Raw genomic sequence first — 18141 nt, 5'->3', positions numbered from 1 at the left:
AGGTTCATTGCTTAATAGAAAACGACTGTGACTAAAACACAAAACCGCCCTAGAATGAATGCTATATAGATTAATCAAAAGGAAAGACCGCCCACGACAGGAGCAACGTGAGCAAAATAATAAAAATACATGTGACAAAACAAGCCCCCTAACCAGTTCGCAGACTTTAACCTTGAATATCAAAGTCATTTTATGTCTCCACTTGCTGTAAAATGCTACCATGGTGACAACCTTGCAATAGAGATGCCTTATGATAAAACCCAGCTTATCCACCATGGATCATGCCATGACCATTCTTGCTAGTCGCGATCACTCCACCAAAGAAATGGCACATAAGCTAAAAATCAAAGGACATGAAGAAGAAAGTATTGCTAAGGCAATCGCTTCACTGTTGGAGGTAAATTATCTAAACGATAGGCGTTTTGCTGAGTCGTATACACGAAGCCGTGCCAATAAACCGCTAGGGCCACAGCGCATCAAACAAGAGTTAAAACAAAAAGGCATTAAAGACGATGTCATCTCGCAAGTATTTGAAGAAAGCGACGCAGATTGGTTTGAGCTCGCAAGAGAGCTAAAACAACGAAAATTTGGCGAAGAAGTCACAAAAGACTTTAAAGAAAGAGCAAAACAGACTCGCTACTTGCAGTATAGAGGGTTTGGCTTCGAGCACATAAAATATGCATTAGAGCCGAATCAAGATTAACTATATGTCAAAGCAACCAATTTATTCCTAACATCGTCGTGCCATTAATCTTATCCAGTCTCCAAGATGAGTCGATAAAGTTATCATACTGATAAAGCACAAATACGGCCCCTCCAAGGGACAGTCGATAGTTCAAACCTACTTGGGAACGCATCTCGGTTATCGCCCCATCATGCCAATCCCAAGATAGTTCACGTGGGCGAACCGTGCTACCAGCCAGCCAAGTAAAAGAGCCATAGATCACACCATACACAGTCGCTCCCACTTCAAAACCTCGACGCCGATAGCTCCCTAAACGGGTTCGACTCAAAGAAATGTGCATGGTTGCACCATAAGACTTACTGGTTAATTCAGAAAAATTAAACGCTTTCACACCCAGTTCACGCACGCTCCCCGAATGCGTTAAAGATGATGCGCCTAAATACAACCCACCAAAGCTGCCAGGCATATTAGATGGTTCCAACCCAAACGCAATCTCAGATTGATAGGCTTGCGAGCCTCCAGATAACTCTATAAAGAAAGAGCCCTGCGCGTCTTGATATACCTCTTTCGCGTAAACTTGCACACTAAACAGTGCCAATAAGCTGACCCTCAGTAGCAAACGAACCGACGAGCGCGTAAAGTTAATCAAGCGATACACTTAAACTCACCATCCCTGGAGAAAGCGCTTGCAACTGCAAACTGTCAATTTTCACTTTCTGCTTAGCTAAGCTATTCAGCCAATCCGCTACCGACTGAAATGGTACATCTGACACCCCTACGCGCAATTGGCTTTTCCCTTCTCGACTGATCACATCAGGTGATAACTTTGCCTTCTTCAAGCTATCGTTAACCAAAGAGCGTAATTGAGTAGAACTCCTATCCAGAAAAGTTTCTTTAGATTTTGTCGAAGACGATAACTCACTCGCATGCTTAACCAGCAAAGCATAATCGGCTTTTGCTGCGGCCAATCGACTCACTGAGAATTGATACTCTTGATAAATCGGCATGACCAACAACTTCACTATTAGCAATAAGAACGCGACGGCCAATACCAAAGAAAGCAGCCGTTGTTTTTGTAGCGGTAGCCTCTGAAATGCGGCAAGAATAGACTGAATAGAAGGACTACTTTCTATCTGAGATGTAAGCCATGCTTTCATAGCGCCCCCTGAATTCGGTAAGAACCAACATACCGTTTATCTTTCAAAATAACTTGATCAAGATAAGCGTCTAGCTTTACCTGTTTCAGATTTTGTCTTAACCGATCAAGCGTCTCTTGATCCTTTGCGACCCACTCTAAAATATACACACCATCGCGGTAAGCAATCAGCTCTGGAGAATGCTCTCCGGGGGTATTTTTCTTGGCTTCTTCGATTTTACTCAATACCCTATAGGGTGAATACATGATGCTATTTGACGATTTTGTCGCTGCCAAACTGCGTAAACGCCCTTCTATTTGTCGACGCAAACTAATCACTCGACCTTCTTCTGGCGCCAGTGCCAAAAAGGCCGTTTTGCCTTTTTTCTCAATATAAGCCGCTTGCGCTCTATTCACCGATGTTTGATAACTCAAGCCCGCACATACCAATAGCAAACTCGCAACCAACGCCAATGCCGTGAATTTAAAAAAACGAGAAGACATCTGACGAGAAGAAGCCACCGCAAAGCCAGCACTCAAAAGCGTGACGCCTTGCCACGATTTCCATTTGCTCAGCGTATCTACCAAAAAGTCCACATGAAGTGTTTTTGATATTTCCCCACCAGCCTGCTGCAAAACAGAAGGTACGGAGAAAATATGGCCCTTTTCGCAACGATAAATCTCATTTAAAAATAATATTGACCCAGTTTCTTCATCGAATAGAGTATGTAAAAACACTTGGGGTGCGATCATGCTTTTTTTAAAGGCGTCAATATCAGCAGTCAACGCTTGCCAGATAGACATCTGATCACGACTGACCGCACTGACCAGCACTTGATGCTCTGCAATTAACTTACTAACAAAGTGTGTGTTTTCTATAGACTGTCCAAGCTTTGACTCCATCAAGACAGGGATGGTCTCGGCCAAATATTTAGCTTGCCCTTTATTTACTTTAAGCAAGTGTACATGCACACGGTGAGCCGGAGGCAATATGATTAAAGCTAATTTCGACATTGCCGCTGCTTTTACTTTGCTTTGCCAGCTAAAGCCTTTGACCCACGGTGAGATTTGGGCAATTTCTAACCCACTGGTATGAGCCGCTACTGTACTATCATCTGCCAACAACCAAACATTGGCTTTGTAGACATCGTCAGTATTGTTTGGCTCAACAAGCTGGGCGATTAGTGTTGACAAAATATCGCCTCCCTCATCTTACTGACTCCATTATCCATGTCATTTATCATCCCTAAGTTTCAATATGGCAGCCTCGTCCAAAGGTGCAAAAGAGCGCGAATAAATCCATATGCTACTTTGTTTATTTTTCCGCAACAGTGAATGCAGCCAATAGACTCGTCCGTCCATCGTTAACTTTATATAAGCCGACACAAAATCAGAGTGGGCGCTCCAATCCTCTGCTTTAAGCTCCACTCCTTTTAGCACATTGCTCTTCAAAAATTCATCGGCCGTACTAAATACTTTACTCTGTAGCGTCTTATCCAAGGCCGTTAGCTGATCAACAGAAAGCGTCGGCAGCATACTTTTCAAGACAGTCTTAGACACAGTATTAATATTGATCTTAGTCGTCTCATTCGGCAAAGCACATAAATAAGGCGCTAAACGCGCGAAGGTTGCTTGAGGGATATCCAACAAGACAAATTCGCTCATAGAAAACAACTTAGCACTGGCTGTCCGATAACCCTCTTCTTTAGATTGATAATAAGCATCTTCTCGACCTTGCCCAGACGATAATGCTTGATCTTTATCTATCCAATCTTTTACGACATCGATCCAACCAACATCCACACCTAATTGCTTAGACAAACGCACCAAACGTTGTCGAGTAATTTCAGAATTAGCATCATCGGAAAGTGCATTAACATTAAGGCACGCTTGGAGATCGTAAATACGGACGTCTAACTGACCAACGTCCGTATCGAAAGTACGACGTATAATCAATCCAGGCATCAAGGATCGTTGCTCTAAAGAGGTTCCCTTACGGTTCTCCTGAGCTAGTACTCCTTCCCCTTTAAACCAAGCCCAAGCCCAAGCCTCTCCTCCCAAAAGTTGCTGGCGAACCAGCGCATTGTTTTGAATTCTTTTCACTACTGACTGTTCATTTTGCACAGCCAATAAAATACTGGTAGCAATACCGCTGATCAAAGCCAACACCATCAAAGAAAGTAGCAAAGCGGAGCCAGATTGTTTATTGCCTTGCATCGTTTCTTCCCTCAGACTGACGCATATGATCAGACTTATCCGATGTCTTTTCAGATGAAGGCGATGATGAAGCCTCAGGAGACAACTCCTGACTCTGTGGCTTTAGAGGTATCAGCTCGAACAAACGCTCAAAAGCAGGCTTATTATTCACCCCCAAGGTCACCTTAATTGCCAGTGGTAAAGCAGACATTCCTTGGAGGTCGGACGATGGAGGCCAACGAGTTACCCAACGACCATCACTTGCTAAAACACTTATCGAAAACTCACTTACATGAGAAAACACCTGATCGATCGGTTTGCTATCCGGCGTACGATCAAGCGCAAACCAAAAACGACGAATCAACTTCCCCTGTGTAGACTGATCCAACGAAGCGTTTTTTATAGCACGGCTTGATGGTGCAGCTTTAAAGCGATATTCGATCCTCTGAAATGTCGAACGACTCTCTTTTAAAGGGTTACTCCAGCCTGAACGGGTAAAAGTCAACACATTATTGTTTAACAGGAACGTCGGTTCGTGATCACCTTTTTCATTACGAACCGACCTCTGAATCACTTGGCTCATATCATTTTCAATTGTTAGCCAAATTCGCACATTGTTTTCCAACTGTCGTGCACTGTCTTTCACACCGACTTGAGTCTTAAAACCTGTACTTATCAACTGTGAAGCTAACAAGCCAATAAAAGCCGTAATCGCCAGCGTTATCAAAAGTTCAATTAGTGTAAAGCCTGCTTGATGTGCCCTATTTTGAATTCGTCTGGGAGCGAGGAACGAATAAGATGCTTCACTGTCACAGCACTTCTGTCGACAGACTTTATCTGCTTGCCAGTTATCTTCCGTTGATGACCTCATTTTGACGCCCCTAACAAGTAGGTAGGAACAAAAGATTGCAAACGATAAACAGGATCACCTTCTTTTTTATCAACAAACACACTGACTTCGACTTGAGTAATGCTCTGTGTTTGTTTACCTAGAGTCATAGTTGTCACCCAATTACGCCCTCCTTGCTCAACAGCTAGCTGACTAAGCTTAGGGGTTTCATCAAGGTGCAAAGCTAACAGCAATTCATTCAAGCGATTTTCAGCCACCCAACTGGCCATCAACTTTTGATCAAGATACACCGTTTGATCGAGGGCAGTAGACATTGCACGCATAGCCATAACGCTCACGGTCGATAAGATAACCACCGCAATGAGCACTTCAAGTAAAGAAAAACCATTTTGCGAAGTGCGATGACTAAGGTTATTGGATACGGATTTCATTTACTCCGTCCCCTATCAAGCTCATATTGCTATCGTTTAACGTTAACTTAATCTTAAAAGGCGTATATTCTCCATTTGATAAAAAAATAACCACACCCTTTTTTTCAAAGCCAAGTGCATCAAGCCCTTTTCTCAGCGGCTCTTTATCCGACTTCGCTGTCAATAAAATATTACTTGGGATCTGATAAACTGTGCGTAGTTTGTGCCACTTACCCTCTTTGCGCTGCCATAAATCAAGGTGATTAGCGCCATCCTGGGATAACACACTATTGCTTCCTTCAATCCAACTTTGGTCCGCCATATCTTGCAGGGCAAAGCGCAACGCTTGACTCGTCTTGGATAGAGAATCCCTGTCCGTGTTCACTGCCAAATAAGGCGTCACCATACCAACTAATGCCGCTAAAATAACGAGAACGACCAACAACTCCAGCAAAGTAAAACCTCGCTGAGTGAATGCTGTCGTGGTCGTCATTAAAGGTTCGCCGCCGATAAATCTGCGGCATCCCCCTCACCGCCTTCTACTCCATCGGACCCTAAGGAAATCAGGTCAAAGTCACCTTTTGATCCTGGACTGATATACACATAGTCATTACCCCAAGCATCCACTGGTTTTTTTGGCAAATAACCACCTCGCTTCCAGTTTTTCGCCTCTGGCAAGCCTGATGGCTTCTCAATCAACGCATTTAACCCTTGTGCAGTAGAAGGATAATGGTTGTTATCCAATTTATAGAGATTCAACGCGGTGACCACATCTCGCAATTGCGCTTTACTCACAGTGACTTTTGCCTCATCCGCTCGGCTCAACAAATTCGGCGCGATCATACCAATCAGAAAGCCCAAAATAACCAGTACAATCATCATCTCTAATAGCGTAAAACCCGACTGCTGTCGCTTTGCCATTACGCCAGAACGTGCTCTTACTCTTAACTGTCTTTTCATAGGTTCTTCCCTGTTCACCCTAACAATTGATTTAGATTCATAATAGGCAGCAAAATGGCACACACAATTAACATCACCACAGCCCCCATCACTAGCAACATAGCGGGCTCAAACAATCCGACGGCCGTACTGATCAAGCTATTGGTATCGTCTTCCTGCTGCTTAGATGCTTTGAGCAACATCGCGTCCAACTCGCCACTTTGCTCCCCACTTATTACTAGCTGTAGCATCATCGGTGGCATCAGGTCGGTTGCCTCCAAAGCTGTGCCCAACGCCACCCCTTCTTTTACTTTCTGTCTGGCTTCACTTAAACGTGTTTTTATCAAATGGTTTTCTGTCACTTGGGCCGCGATATTCATTGCGTCAACTAACGACACCCCGCTATGCACCAACATAGCTAACGTACTAATATAGCGAGTAATTTGTATGATTTTCACTGCACTTCGTAAAACAGGCAGCCGTAACATAAGGACGTCTCTCGCTATACGAAAAGATGGCCTTTTCATGGCCAATTTATAACCCGCAATGGTGATGACCAAACACACTAAAAAGGCTTTACCATACCCTGTAATCAAATGACTCAATTGCAGCATAAACAAAGTAATACCAGGCAACTCCGCATTTTGTCTTTGAAACGCCATCACAATATCAGGCATCACAGAGCCCAATAGAAAAATTACAATCGCAATCGCCACCAAGGTGAGAATCACGGGATATAACATCGCCATGCGTAATTTTTGCTGGTTATTGCGTGTTCGCTCACTAAAGTTTGCTAATTCCACCAATACAGAAGAAAGGAATCCGGATTCCTCACCAGCTTTAATACTCGCCCTAAAAATCGCAGGAAATGCCCTTGGGTAACTCGCCAGCGAAGAGGCTAAAGAATTACCCTCCAGCACCTTGGAACGAATGGCTATTAGCATACTAACCAGCTTTTTCTTTTTACTTTGCCTTGCGACACCTGCGATGGCTTCTTCAATGGGTAACCCAGCCTCTATCAAAGTGGCTAATTGTCTGGTTAACAATGCACGTTCTTTAATGCTGATTTTCGGGCTAAACCAGTCAGCCGCGTGGGACTCTTTCCCCTGCTTACAACGAATCAAGGTCAGCTGTTTATCGCTGAGCTTTTTGCGTAAATGGCGCTCGCTCTCTGCCTCTAAAACGCCTTTTTGCTTTTTGCCTATCTGGTTAATGGCAAAGTACTCATAAGCCGCCATAGATCACTCCTCAGCTTGCATCGATTGTTCAACACGCAACACTTCTTTGATACTTGTTACACCCGATAAGACTTGCGATAAGCCACTTTCTTGTAGGCTCGCATGTTTTTTACGAGTATATTTTTCAATATCCGCTTCACTGGCTTTTTGGTGAATTAACGTTTTGAGAGGGTTATCCACTTCGATGATTTCATAGAAAGCCAGGCGACCTCGGTAACCTTGCTGAAAACATTTAGCGCACCCTTGAGGCTGATAATGAACAACCTCTTCCTCATCAGACATACCAAGCAACTTTTTCGTTTCACTGTCGGCGTTAACAGGCGTTTTACAATGTGGACAAAGCCGTCTAACCAAGCGCTGGGCAATCACCCCAACAAGAGAAGATGAAATAAGAAAAGGTTCAACGCCCATGTCTTGCAGGCGGGTAATCGCCCCTGCCGCGCTGTTGGTATGCAACGTGGATAATACTAAGTGCCCAGTTAATGACGCTTGAATTGAAATATCAGCAGTCTCTTTATCGCGAACCTCTCCCACCATTACCACATCAGGATCTTGACGAAGAATGGCACGCAATCCTGCAGCAAATGTCATCTTAGCCTTTTCATTTACTTGGGTTTGGCCAATTCCATCAATATGATATTCAACAGGATCCTCCACCGTCATGATGTTACGTTTCCCATCGTTCAATTGATAAAGTGCAGAATATAGCGTAGTGGTTTTACCTGAGCCCGTCGGCCCAGTTACCAACAAAATACCATTGGGTTTATTGATTAACTTGCGAAGGGTAGCAAGCTCTTCGGTACGCATTCCTAAACGCTCTAAACCAAGCTGACTGGTTTCTTTTTGTAGCAAACGCATGACGACCCGCTCACCATAAGTAGAAGGAATGGTCGACACACGAACATCGATCTCTTGCCCTGATAAACGCAGCTCAAGACGTCCGTCTTGTGGGACACGCTTTTCGGCAATATCTAACTTCGCCATAACTTTGATTCGAGATACCAAGGTGGGTGCAAGTGCACGCTTAGGCTGAACAACTTCTTTTAAAACCCCATCGACCCGAAAGCGAACCCGCATACTTTTTTCAAAGGTTTCGATATGTATATCAGAGGCATTTTCTTTAATCGCTTCGCTTAAAATAGCATTAGTGAGGCGAATAATCGGTGCATCCCCTTCGCTTTCTAGTAAGTCTGTATTTTCTTCAATCGCGTCCACTGCGGAGGTTAGATCCAGCTCGTCACTCAAGCCTTGCGTGAGAACATCACTGCTTTCATTTTGATAGAAGGTCACCATTCTGGCATTAAATTCGCCATCAGAAAGACACTCAACTCTAGGTGTTTTCAAACATAGTCGGTACGCCTCAGACAGTGCGGACAAACTAGCGCGCTCTTTATGAGCCAAGCAACAGCCTTGTTCATCTTCCAACAATAAAACACCATTCTCTTCGACAAAATTAAAAGGTAAGCTCAGCATGCAAAGACTCCTTTAGTTAAGTATGGAATCAATGGTCGCAGGACGAACCGATCCATTAGGCATGGTCAGCTCAATGGATTTGAAGACTCGATAATGATCTTGAGTAATGGCATTAACATGCTTTTTGTCTCGCAATATTGTGGGCCTAATAAATACCAACAAATTACGTTTGGTTTTTTTCAATGAGCTACTTCTAAACAACGCTCCAAGTACAGGCAAGTCACCAAAGACAGGGACTTTTTGATGGACCTCTGTAATGTTATCTTGCATCAACCCACCTAATACAATGGTCTCATTGTTACCAGCAATAACCGTTGTGTTGATTTCACGTTTTGTAGTGATAGTACCTAAATTACTTTTTTCTGAAGAAGCCGCTTCGACTATTTGGCTGACATCCATTTTCACTTCATCGCCCGCATTAATATGTGGCGTTACTTCTAGCGTTAAGCCGATATCCTTTCGTTCCGTCGTTATAAAAGCACTATCACTGTCCCGAGAATAACCACCAGTTTGAAAAGGCCGAGTTTCACCCACCAGAATCTTCGACTTTTGATTGTCTAGCGTCATGATCTTCGGAGTAGACAATAAGTTGGCGTTTGAATTGCTATTGATGGCTTGTAATATACCAGCAAGACTGAGCCCGCCCCTACGAGTTAGGATCCCTGCAGTTGCACCAGTTGATAAAGACGGCTTGTCGTCAAGGATATTGTTTGCAATATCCGAAATACTCGTCCCAACATTATTAAAGTTACTACCGAATACAGGCGTCGAAGTACCACTGGTATCTCCTAACAACCACTGAAAGCCCAATGCATTATTGTTATCCATACTCACTTCGACAATGACGGCTTCAACCAGTACCTGTGCTCGCGGAATATCTAGCTCTTGAATAATGGGCATCAGGTCGGCCATAACACTCGGTTCGGCACTGATCACTAGACGATTCATTCCAACATCTGATTTGATAATTGATCCACCATGATCCGCTTTGTCTTTCTCCTTTTTATCTGCACCTAATAAACTAGTAATAAGCTCAGCCGTATCCTTCGCATCGGCATAACGCAAAGGCACGACATGTAAACGATTAGAGCGTTGTGCTGGCTTATCCAGTTGATGAATCAACACTTCCAATTGCTCCGTCGCCTCTTTGCTGCCCTTAATAATCAACCTGTTGGTACTTTCATCCGCTATTACACGCGTTGTCCCCCCTTGGTTTTGAGGTGCACCATGCTCTAGCGCGGGGACACTATCTAGATTTTTAAGCAGAGCTAACAAATCACCAGCCCAAGCATGCTTTAAGCTTACAACACGGATGGTTTTCGCTGCTCCTTGATCTAACCGATTAATTAAAGCAATTAGTTCACTAATATTTTCAGCCCTATCGCTGACAATCAATGCATTGGCTTCTCTTGCCGCGGCCAAATGACCAAAAGGAGGAATAAGCGGACGGATAATAGGCACTAACTCTGTGGCTATTTCATGCTTGATAGGAATGACCTGTGTGACTAGCGTGTCGCCAATCGCTGCACCATTTTCATCAAAGCTAAGACCACTTTGTTTGGCATTGCTTTCTGGGACAACCTTAATACCACTGCTAGTCTGAATAGCGGCATAACCATGGACACTTAAAACAGAGAATAATAGTCGCAAAACCCCTTTTTTATCCAAATCCATATTAGAAATAACCGTAACTTTACCCTTGACCCTAGGGTCTAATATAAAGTTTTTACCTGTGATTTCAGATACTTGATTCAAGAAAACACCAATATCGGCATTTTTCAAGTTCACTTTCCACGATTGTGCATAGAGCATGCAAGGGAGCATAATAAAGGCAAGAACCATTATCTTTCGGGTTAATTTCATTTTCATCCTTGAAAACCTTGTTAAACAGCGACCATCATTTTTGAACGACTGGAGGAGATCTTTTCTTCATTCCATGATCAGCCATATTTTCTACTAAATACTTATCGTCGCTCTTAGGAAATTTCAGTATTTCTTTTTTAGTACCACGACTCAAAACGACGTAATGTTCGTAGACGTTATCTAGCGTAACCCCCCGTTGAATAGATTCTCCTTGATAGACCACTTTATCTTTATTTGAGCCGATCATAATAATTGCGATACCTTTACTTTGAGACATTTGAGTAACAGGGAGTGTCCCCTTCAACGTCAAATTCAAGTTTGTGACCGCTAATGCTTGATCAGAGCTGGGCGAAGTACCAAAAAGCTCACCAGAAATCATGTTGGAAGAATGAATGGGGTGCGATGAATTAATAGGAAGAATGTCAGGTAAAGAAACTTGACGAGTGCTATTAGCAAGCGCTTGAGAAGCAAAAATGTAACCGGCGACGAACACCCCCAAGATGGTACTCGTCACCAAATAGAAAGTAAGTTGTCCTTTACTTAACAAAGTCATACTGCGCCCGTCCCTTCCTGGGATGTTATTACTAATTACTAGCATACTGTCAAAAAAACAGCAAGCCGATCCATATTTAACGATAAAAGCATAATAGCCTCAATCATTTAGAAAATTAAGGTACTTTTACAGGATTAAGGAAAACACCATGAAGTATTTCACGTTTTTTTAACATCTGCTTCCTTAAAACTCGTTGACGGTATTTCTTTTGATCACTTATGATGGATTCCGATGTAAATCTAGCAGGCGAAAAAATGAAAGACGTAAAAACATTATTACTAACTGGGGCCAGTCGCGGTATTGGCCACTCTACAGTAAAACATTTTAACGCTGCAGGATGGCGAGTCATTACCGCCTCTCGTCAAGAGTGGAGTAAAGAAGGTGAATGCCCTTGGTCTGAAGGCGAAGACAATCACATTGATCTTGATTTATCTGATATCAATGGCATTGAACACAGCATCGCCGCGATCAAAGCGAAGTTACCAAATGGTAAACTTCATGCTCTCGTCAATAATGCCGCCATTTCTCCAAAGGGGCCAGGGGGTAGCAGGGTCGGCGTATTGGATACAGATTATGACACTTGGCTTAATGTCTTTAATGTAAACCTTTTCTCCACCGCATTACTCGCTAAAGGGCTATTTGAAGAACTGCGTCAATCTCGTGGCAGTATTCTAAATGTCACCTCAATTGTTGGCACTCGAGTTCATCCGTTTGCTGGTGCGGCTTATGCTTGCTCCAAAGCGGCTTTATCAGCCCTAACCAGAGAGCTTGCGGCCGAGTTTGGACCTCACGGTATTCGGGTCAATTCTATTGCTCCAGGAGAAATCGCCACATCGATACTCTCACCAGGAACTGACGCCCTCGTTGAAAGCGAAGTCCCCATGAAACGTCTCGGTAAACCAGAAGAGGTTGCCTCGTTGATTTATTTCCTGTGCTCTAATGGCGCCTCCTACATTAATGGTACAGAAGTACAGGTTAATGGTGGACAACACGTTTAGCAAACGCTGAACATTTTTGTTTACACACCAATTTTTATTAGAGTAACAACAGGAATCAAAACGAAAAAAGCAGACTCAAGGTCTGCTCTTTTCGAAAACATCTATTTGTCCGAAAGTATTCGGTCACTTCATACTTGAATTAAAAGGCCAACTCATCGGTCGCATCTGTACTTCCATCAGTCTTTGATGCTTTGCCTTCTTTTTCAGCGGCCTTGGCCGCTTTCGCTGCTTCAATTTTTTCCTTACTTGGCAATAGATCTTCACGCACTTTCGCTTCAATCTCTTGGGCAATTTCAGGATTATCTGCTAAAAACTGCGCTGCATTGGCCTTACCTTGTCCAATTTTGTTGCCATTGTAGGCGTACCAAGCACCAGACTTATCAACAATGTTCTGTTTGACACCTAGATCAATAATCTCGCCCATACGGTAAATCCCTGCACCGTAGTGAATTTGGAATTCTGCTTGTTTAAACGGAGGCGCTACTTTATTTTTCACGACTTTCACACGGGTTTCGTTACCAATGACTTCATCCCCCTGCTTAACCGAGCCAATGCGGCGAATATCCAAACGCACAGAAGAGTAGAATTTCAACGCGTTACCGCCGGTTGTGGTTTCGGGTGAACCAAACATTACGCCAATTTTCATACGAATCTGGTTAATAAAGACAACCAAGCAATTTGCATGCTTGATAGAACCGGTGAGTTTACGCATTGCTTGAGACAACAAACGCGCTTGCACACCAACAGAAGAATCGCCCATTTCCCCTTCGATTTCAGACTTAGGTACCAATGCAGCAACCGAGTCGACAATGATGACATCAACACTGTTTGAACGAACCAACATGTCTACAATTTCAAGGGCCTGTTCACCAGTATCCGGTTGCGACACTAACAACTCTGCAATATCGACACCCAATTTCTCAGCGTACTGCGGGTCAAGAGCATGCTCCGCGTCCACGAAAGCACAGGTTTTACCTTGCTTTTGTGCTTCTGCGATGACACTCAAAGTCAGTGTTGTTTTACCGGAAGACTCAGGTCCATAGATTTCACAAATACGACCATACGGTAAACCACCCGCGCCCAACGCAATGTCTAAGCCCAAAGAACCCGTTGAAACCGTATCAATGTCCAGTTTCGCACCTTCCCCCATTTTCATGATGGCGCCTTTACCAAACTGGCGTTCAATTTGCGACAGTGCTGCGTCGAGTGCTTTTTTCTTGTTGTCTACCGTAGATGACATAGTAAAACCCTTGTGAATGTTTTCGTTGGAGTAACTTTATCGTGTTTTATCACCAATCTCAAGAAATACTGTATATAAAAACAGTATTATTTTTCATCTGCAGTGAGCCGCTCAATGAGTCCATCCAAGGCGGCTAATACCGTGGCTTCACGAATGGCTTCTCGGTTACCTGCAAATTGAAAGCGCTGCACTTGTGGCGATTTTCCTTTCACCTGCCAACCAATATAGACACATCCAACAGGTTTATCTTGGGTTCCGCCACTTGGGCCCGCCACACCACTAACGGCAATGGCGACATCCCCACCCAGACGCAATGCACCAGCACACATTTGCTCAACGGTCTGTTCAGAAACCGCGCCATAGGTTTTCAGTGTGTCGGGGTTAACACCCAAGCCACGCTCTTTGGCTTCGTTTGCGTAACTGATCACCCCACCAAAAAACCAAGCGGAACTACCGGATAAGTCGGTACATACTGCACCAATTAAACCTCCCGTACACGACTCAGCTGTCACTAACTGCCAGTTTTTTCTTAGTAGTAACTGAGAAACACTCCCAGCGGTCAGGGTCATTTCCTGTTTAAAACTCATTGTCTTCTCACCTTAAATACTGCTGAAATTTCCCGTAGAATAGCGCTCTAATTTATGGATCACAATCGAGTCAGTCGCATGAGTAAAACGTCTACAGACAACCACACCCCGATGATGCGCCAATATTTTGGTTTAAAGTCCCAGCATCCGCACCAATTGCTGTTTTATCGCATGGGCGATTTTTACGAACTTTTTTACGACGATGCCAAACGCGCCGCTCAATTGCTCGATATTACTCTAACAGCACGAGGACACTCTGGCGGTCAACCGATTCCTATGGCAGGCATTCCATTTCACGCTGCCGAGAATTACATTGCACGCTTGGTGCGCATGGGAGAATCAGTCGTCGTCGCCGAGCAAGTCGGTGATCCAGCTACCAGCAAAGGCCCTGTTGAGCGTCAGATTGCCCGCATCGTGACTCCTGGAACCATTAGTGACGAAGCCTATTTAGAAGAAAAGCGCGAAAACTTGCTGTTATCTCTCGCTTATCAGTCTCGAAAAGGCTTGGATGTATTTGGCTTTTCCTATCTTGATATGGCCAGTGGTCGCTTTTGTGTATTTGAAGTCGATGGAATGGATGCCCTTAGCAGTGAATTGCAACGTCTGACTCCCAGAGAAATTCTGATTTCTGAAGACTTCCCTGCACGGGATCGAGTCACCTTAGAAAAAGGGGTATCTGAGTTAGGCCCTTGGCACTTTGATTATGAATCCAGCTACCGGCAATTGATCCAACAGTTTAATACCAAAGATCTCTCGGGATTTGGTTGTGAATCCCTCACCGCTGCCATTGCGTCAGCAGGTGCTTTACTTCAATACGCCAAAGACACGCAACGCAGTGCGCTCCCTCACATTCAATCCATTACCGTGGAACATAAAGATGACTCGGTATTAATAGATGGGGCGACACGACGTAACCTAGAAATTGATGTGAATTTATCGGGCAGCAACAGCAACACACTCGTCAGTGTTTTGGATACTTGCGCCACACCAATGGGCAGCCGTCTGTTAAAACGCTGGTTACATACCCCCATTCGCGATATTAACGAAATCCAATCGCGTCAGGATGTTGTAGCAGAACTAAAAGACGAACGTCTCTACGACATGTTAGACACCCCATTGAAAAAAGTCGGCGATTTGGAGCGCATTTTATCTCGCGTGGCGCTTCGCTCAGCCAGACCCCGCGATTTATTACGCCTTCGTTTTGCACTGGAAGCAATTCCTGAGATCAATCAAATATTGACTGCCACGCAAACTTCCCGTCTACAAGATTTGAATGGGCGCATGATCGCTCAACCTGAGTTAACAGAAACATTAGCCACCGCCTTGGTAGAAAATCCACCCTCCGTCGTTCGCGATGGCGGCATCTTTGCGAAAGGCTATGACACTGAACTGGATGAACTACTGTCTCTCTCCACGAATGCCACCGATTATTTGGCAGAAATGGAGCGCAGCGAGAAAGAACGCACTGGGATTAGCTCGCTTAAAGTCGGCTTTAACCGTGTTCATGGTTACTATATTGAAATTAGCCGTTTGCATTCTGACCAAGCGCCAGCAGAATACATTCGTCGACAAACCCTTAAAAATGCGGAACGCTTTATTACACCAGAACTCAAAGCATTTGAAGACAAAGCGTTAAGCGCTAAATCCAAAGCCCTTGCTCGAGAGAAAGAGCTGTATGAATTATTACTGGATCGACTAAACCAGCTTCTGAGAGAATTACAAACCACCAGCCAAGCGGTAGCACAACTCGACGTCATTCATACTTTCGCAGAACGGGCCGATGCGCTGATGTTCGCGCGGCCAGAACTACACAACCGTGGCGGCATTCAAATCCAAGGAGGACGTCATCCTGTGGTCGAGTCGGTGATTTCCGATCCCTTTATCCCGAACGATTTAGACATGCACGATAAACGTTCACTGTTGATGATCACAGGTCCCAATATGGGGGGTAAATCGACCTATATGCGGCAAATTGCGCTCATCGCCCTGTTGGCTCATACAGGGTGTTTTGTCCCTGCTGAAGCCGCCTCTATTTCGGTGGTCGATCGTATCTTTACTCGCATGGGTTCCTCGGATGACCTAGCTGGTGGACGCTCTACCTTCATGGTGGAAATGACAGAAACGGCCAATATTCTGAACAACGCCACCCAGCAAAGTTTGGTATTGATGGACGAAGTCGGACGCGGAACGAGTACCTTTGATGGCTTATCTCTTGCTTGGGCTGCAGTGGACTATCTTGCCAATCATCTTAAGTGCTATGTTTTATTTGCCACCCATTATTTCGAACTCACCACGCTGGCGGATCAGTTAGATAATGCCGCCAACGTGCATTTAACTGCTACCGAATACGATGACGAAATCGTCTTCTTGCACAAAGTCCATCCAGGGCCTGCCAGTCAATCCTATGGTTTGCAAGTCGCACAGCTAGCAGGTGTCCCACGTAACGTTATTGGCCACGCTAAACATAAACTGGCGGAATTAGAAGTAGTGACGGGGATTGAACTTGATGATCCAGACACTTTCCAACCCATCAATAAGCCAACACCCGAACCGATAACAAACAAAAAGAAACAGAACAATGCCTCTTATGTACCACAACAACCGGACCTATTTGAATTGGCGGATCACAATGCATTGAAGGAGGCTTTAAAGGCATTGGATCTGGATAATATGACGCCACTTCAAGCCATGAATGCATTACATGAATTAAAAAATAGTCTTTAACGCTAAAACAAAAAAGCAGAAAATCGGCAACATGCGCCGCAAGGCGCATAAGCTAATACCAGATAGGTTTATTACTAAGACAATTGTTACTTGCCCGCTAGTGGTTTATACCTCTAAAATATGCGCAATTAAATTTTATAAGCTTGTAAGGAGAAGTCGGATGGCTTTCATCGTTACCGATAATTGCATTCGCTGCAAATATACAGACTGTGTAGAAGTTTGCCCTGTTGACTGCTTCTATGAAGGTCCTAACTTTTTGGCAATCAACCCAGACGAATGTATCGACTGTGCCCTATGTGAGCCAGAATGTCCTGCTAACGCCATTTTCTCTGAAGATGAATTGCCAGAAGACCAAGAAGTGTTTGTTGAGCTAAACCAAGACTTATCGCAAATCTGGCCTAACATCACGGAGAAAAAAGAAGCTTTACCCGATGCTGCAGAATGGGACGGTGTTGAAGACAAACTAGAGCATTTAGAACGCTAACATCTAACGCGCTAAAAGCCTTCGCACTTACCTACATGAATAATGGCAACTGCAAAAGAGCAACAAGGTAAGGTAGTGATAAGTTTAAGAACGTAAAAGCGGCTTCGGTCGCTTTTTTGTGCCATGTACTCAGACTTACCAGACACCATGTGCTGTATTAGCATGACCACTGTGTAACAGTACAAACTTGTTTAGAAAAAGAAAAAAAGACAAAAAAAGGGTGGCAAAGCCACCCTATTATCGCCGACATCCTATCAGCTTCTCGTCCTTTGAGTTCGACATCCTGCCGTTTCAACCCTGAAATAAAGACATCCTATGTCTAATCCATTTAGTCAACATAACTTCCTGTCATGCGCCACATTCCTTGTGTTCTCCACTGTTCCCTGTGGATGAGTTAACTTTACCACTTCACAAAAAAGAAGCAAATCACGAAACAAACAAGGAAAATAAAATAAAGTCTTATAAAACAAATGACTAGATAAAATCTGAGGACTATTATCCGTCCATATGACGCCATTTATAGACATGTCCTACAGGTATGTCAGAAAAAGCCTACAAAACCCTTTTATCCCATACAATTCATACTAAAAATAGCACCACCGGATACAAAATAATAAGCATTCGATTATCAAAAGATAACGGCGTTTTTCAAGGTAGTTGTCGCCTAAAATAATTAGGCAGCGTCTTTGTGTTGCTCTGGATTTAATTCCACATCACCTATTGGCTGCCAGTTTCTTTCTGCTTTTGACCAACGCTCAGGGCGTTC

At 44.0% G+C, this 18141-nt stretch carries 18 protein-coding genes; 4 read left to right on the top strand and 14 right to left on the bottom strand.

From position 1 onward, the window contains the following. Positions 1 to 250 precede the first annotated feature (250 nt). A complete protein-coding gene (recX, locus tag MSP8886_RS21435; protein WP_067021063.1) occupies positions 251 to 703 on the top strand; it encodes a recombination regulator RecX in 453 nt (150 codons plus the stop codon). A 7-nt stretch (positions 704 to 710) separates the two neighbouring features. On the opposite strand, the gene MSP8886_RS21430 is transcribed toward recX, so the two are convergent. Genes MSP8886_RS21430 through MSP8886_RS21375 form a run of 12 tightly spaced genes read right to left on the bottom strand, consistent with a single transcriptional unit; the run spans position 711 to position 11342 of the window. Beyond that, the gene (locus MSP8886_RS21430) at positions 711 to 1334 is read right to left on the bottom strand and encodes a hypothetical protein (RefSeq protein WP_139063193.1); all 624 of its coding nucleotides are present in this window, start codon (positions 1332 to 1334) and stop codon (positions 711 to 713) included. Beyond that, positions 1327 to 1842 (bottom strand): type II secretion system protein GspM, encoded by a 516-nt coding sequence (gspM, locus tag MSP8886_RS21425; protein ID WP_067021057.1) that lies wholly within the window; start codon positions 1840 to 1842, stop codon positions 1327 to 1329. Before gspM ends, MSP8886_RS21430 begins: the two co-directional genes overlap by 8 nt. Beyond that, positions 1839 to 3014, bottom strand: a complete 1176-nt coding sequence (locus tag MSP8886_RS21420; protein WP_067021055.1) for a type II secretion system protein GspL — start codon at positions 3012 to 3014, stop codon at positions 1839 to 1841. The genes gspM and MSP8886_RS21420 overlap by 4 nt, the downstream gene beginning before the upstream one ends. A 39-nt stretch (positions 3015 to 3053) precedes the next feature. Further along, the gene (gene gspK / locus MSP8886_RS21415) at positions 3054 to 4037 is read right to left on the bottom strand and encodes a type II secretion system minor pseudopilin GspK (RefSeq protein ID WP_067021052.1); all 984 of its coding nucleotides are present in this window, start codon (positions 4035 to 4037) and stop codon (positions 3054 to 3056) included. Continuing rightward, complete coding sequence (gene gspJ / locus MSP8886_RS21410; RefSeq protein ID WP_067021049.1) at positions 4024 to 4887, bottom strand: type II secretion system minor pseudopilin GspJ; 864 nt, start codon at positions 4885 to 4887, stop codon at positions 4024 to 4026. Before gspJ ends, gspK begins: the two co-directional genes overlap by 14 nt. Then, complete coding sequence (gene gspI, locus MSP8886_RS21405) at positions 4884 to 5297, bottom strand: type II secretion system minor pseudopilin GspI (protein ID WP_067021046.1); 414 nt, start codon at positions 5295 to 5297, stop codon at positions 4884 to 4886. The genes gspJ and gspI overlap by 4 nt, the downstream gene beginning before the upstream one ends. Continuing rightward, the gene (locus MSP8886_RS21400) at positions 5278 to 5769 is read right to left on the bottom strand and encodes a prepilin-type N-terminal cleavage/methylation domain-containing protein (protein WP_067021043.1); all 492 of its coding nucleotides are present in this window, start codon (positions 5767 to 5769) and stop codon (positions 5278 to 5280) included. Before MSP8886_RS21400 ends, gspI begins: the two co-directional genes overlap by 20 nt. After that, positions 5769 to 6236: a type II secretion system major pseudopilin GspG gene (gene gspG / locus MSP8886_RS21395; RefSeq protein ID WP_217491147.1), complete on the bottom strand. Its 468-nt coding sequence runs from the start codon at positions 6234 to 6236 to the stop codon at positions 5769 to 5771. Before gspG ends, MSP8886_RS21400 begins: the two co-directional genes overlap by 1 nt. A 14-nt stretch (positions 6237 to 6250) precedes the next feature. After that, a complete protein-coding gene (locus tag MSP8886_RS21390) occupies positions 6251 to 7453 on the bottom strand; it encodes a type II secretion system F family protein (protein WP_067021037.1) in 1203 nt (400 codons plus the stop codon). A 3-nt stretch (positions 7454 to 7456) separates the two neighbouring features. After that, a complete protein-coding gene (gene gspE / locus MSP8886_RS21385) occupies positions 7457 to 8926 on the bottom strand; it encodes a type II secretion system ATPase GspE (RefSeq protein WP_067021034.1) in 1470 nt (489 codons plus the stop codon). 12 nt (positions 8927 to 8938) lie between these two features. Further along, positions 8939 to 10789 (bottom strand): type II secretion system secretin GspD, encoded by a 1851-nt coding sequence (gene gspD / locus MSP8886_RS21380; RefSeq protein ID WP_139063192.1) that lies wholly within the window; start codon positions 10787 to 10789, stop codon positions 8939 to 8941. A gap of 34 nt (positions 10790 to 10823) precedes the next feature. Next, entirely contained in the window at positions 10824 to 11342 is a 519-nt protein-coding gene (locus tag MSP8886_RS21375) for a type II secretion system protein N (RefSeq protein ID WP_067021028.1), read from the bottom strand. Between the two features lie 254 nt (positions 11343 to 11596). Between MSP8886_RS21375 and MSP8886_RS21370 the strand changes: the two genes are divergently transcribed. Then, positions 11597 to 12340: an SDR family NAD(P)-dependent oxidoreductase gene (locus MSP8886_RS21370; protein ID WP_067021090.1), complete on the top strand. Its 744-nt coding sequence runs from the start codon at positions 11597 to 11599 to the stop codon at positions 12338 to 12340. 139 nt (positions 12341 to 12479) lie between these two features. Here MSP8886_RS21370 and recA read toward each other — a convergent pair whose 3' ends face one another. Next, entirely contained in the window at positions 12480 to 13580 is a 1101-nt protein-coding gene (gene recA, locus MSP8886_RS21365) for a recombinase RecA (RefSeq protein ID WP_067021024.1), read from the bottom strand. A gap of 86 nt (positions 13581 to 13666) precedes the next feature. Further along, positions 13667 to 14167 carry a CinA family protein gene (locus tag MSP8886_RS21360; protein WP_067021021.1) on the bottom strand — a complete coding sequence of 167 codons (501 nt, stop codon included), beginning with the start codon at positions 14165 to 14167 and terminating at the stop codon, positions 13667 to 13669. Between the two features lie 78 nt (positions 14168 to 14245). Between MSP8886_RS21360 and mutS the strand changes: the two genes are divergently transcribed. Together mutS and fdxA are read left to right on the top strand one after the other, a co-directional pair. Continuing rightward, a complete protein-coding gene (gene mutS, locus MSP8886_RS21355; protein ID WP_067021087.1) occupies positions 14246 to 16891 on the top strand; it encodes a DNA mismatch repair protein MutS in 2646 nt (881 codons plus the stop codon). Positions 16892 to 17051: 160 nt separating this feature from the next. Beyond that, positions 17052 to 17375 carry a ferredoxin FdxA gene (gene fdxA / locus MSP8886_RS21350; protein ID WP_067021018.1) on the top strand — a complete coding sequence of 108 codons (324 nt, stop codon included), beginning with the start codon at positions 17052 to 17054 and terminating at the stop codon, positions 17373 to 17375. The last annotated feature ends 766 nt before the right edge of the window (positions 17376 to 18141 follow it).

The sequence above is a fragment of the Marinomonas spartinae genome (genome assembly GCF_900089775.1).
In the GTDB taxonomy this organism is placed as follows: domain Bacteria; phylum Pseudomonadota; class Gammaproteobacteria; order Pseudomonadales; family Marinomonadaceae; genus Marinomonas; species Marinomonas spartinae.
This window is presented reverse-complemented; position numbering and strand designations above follow the sequence as displayed.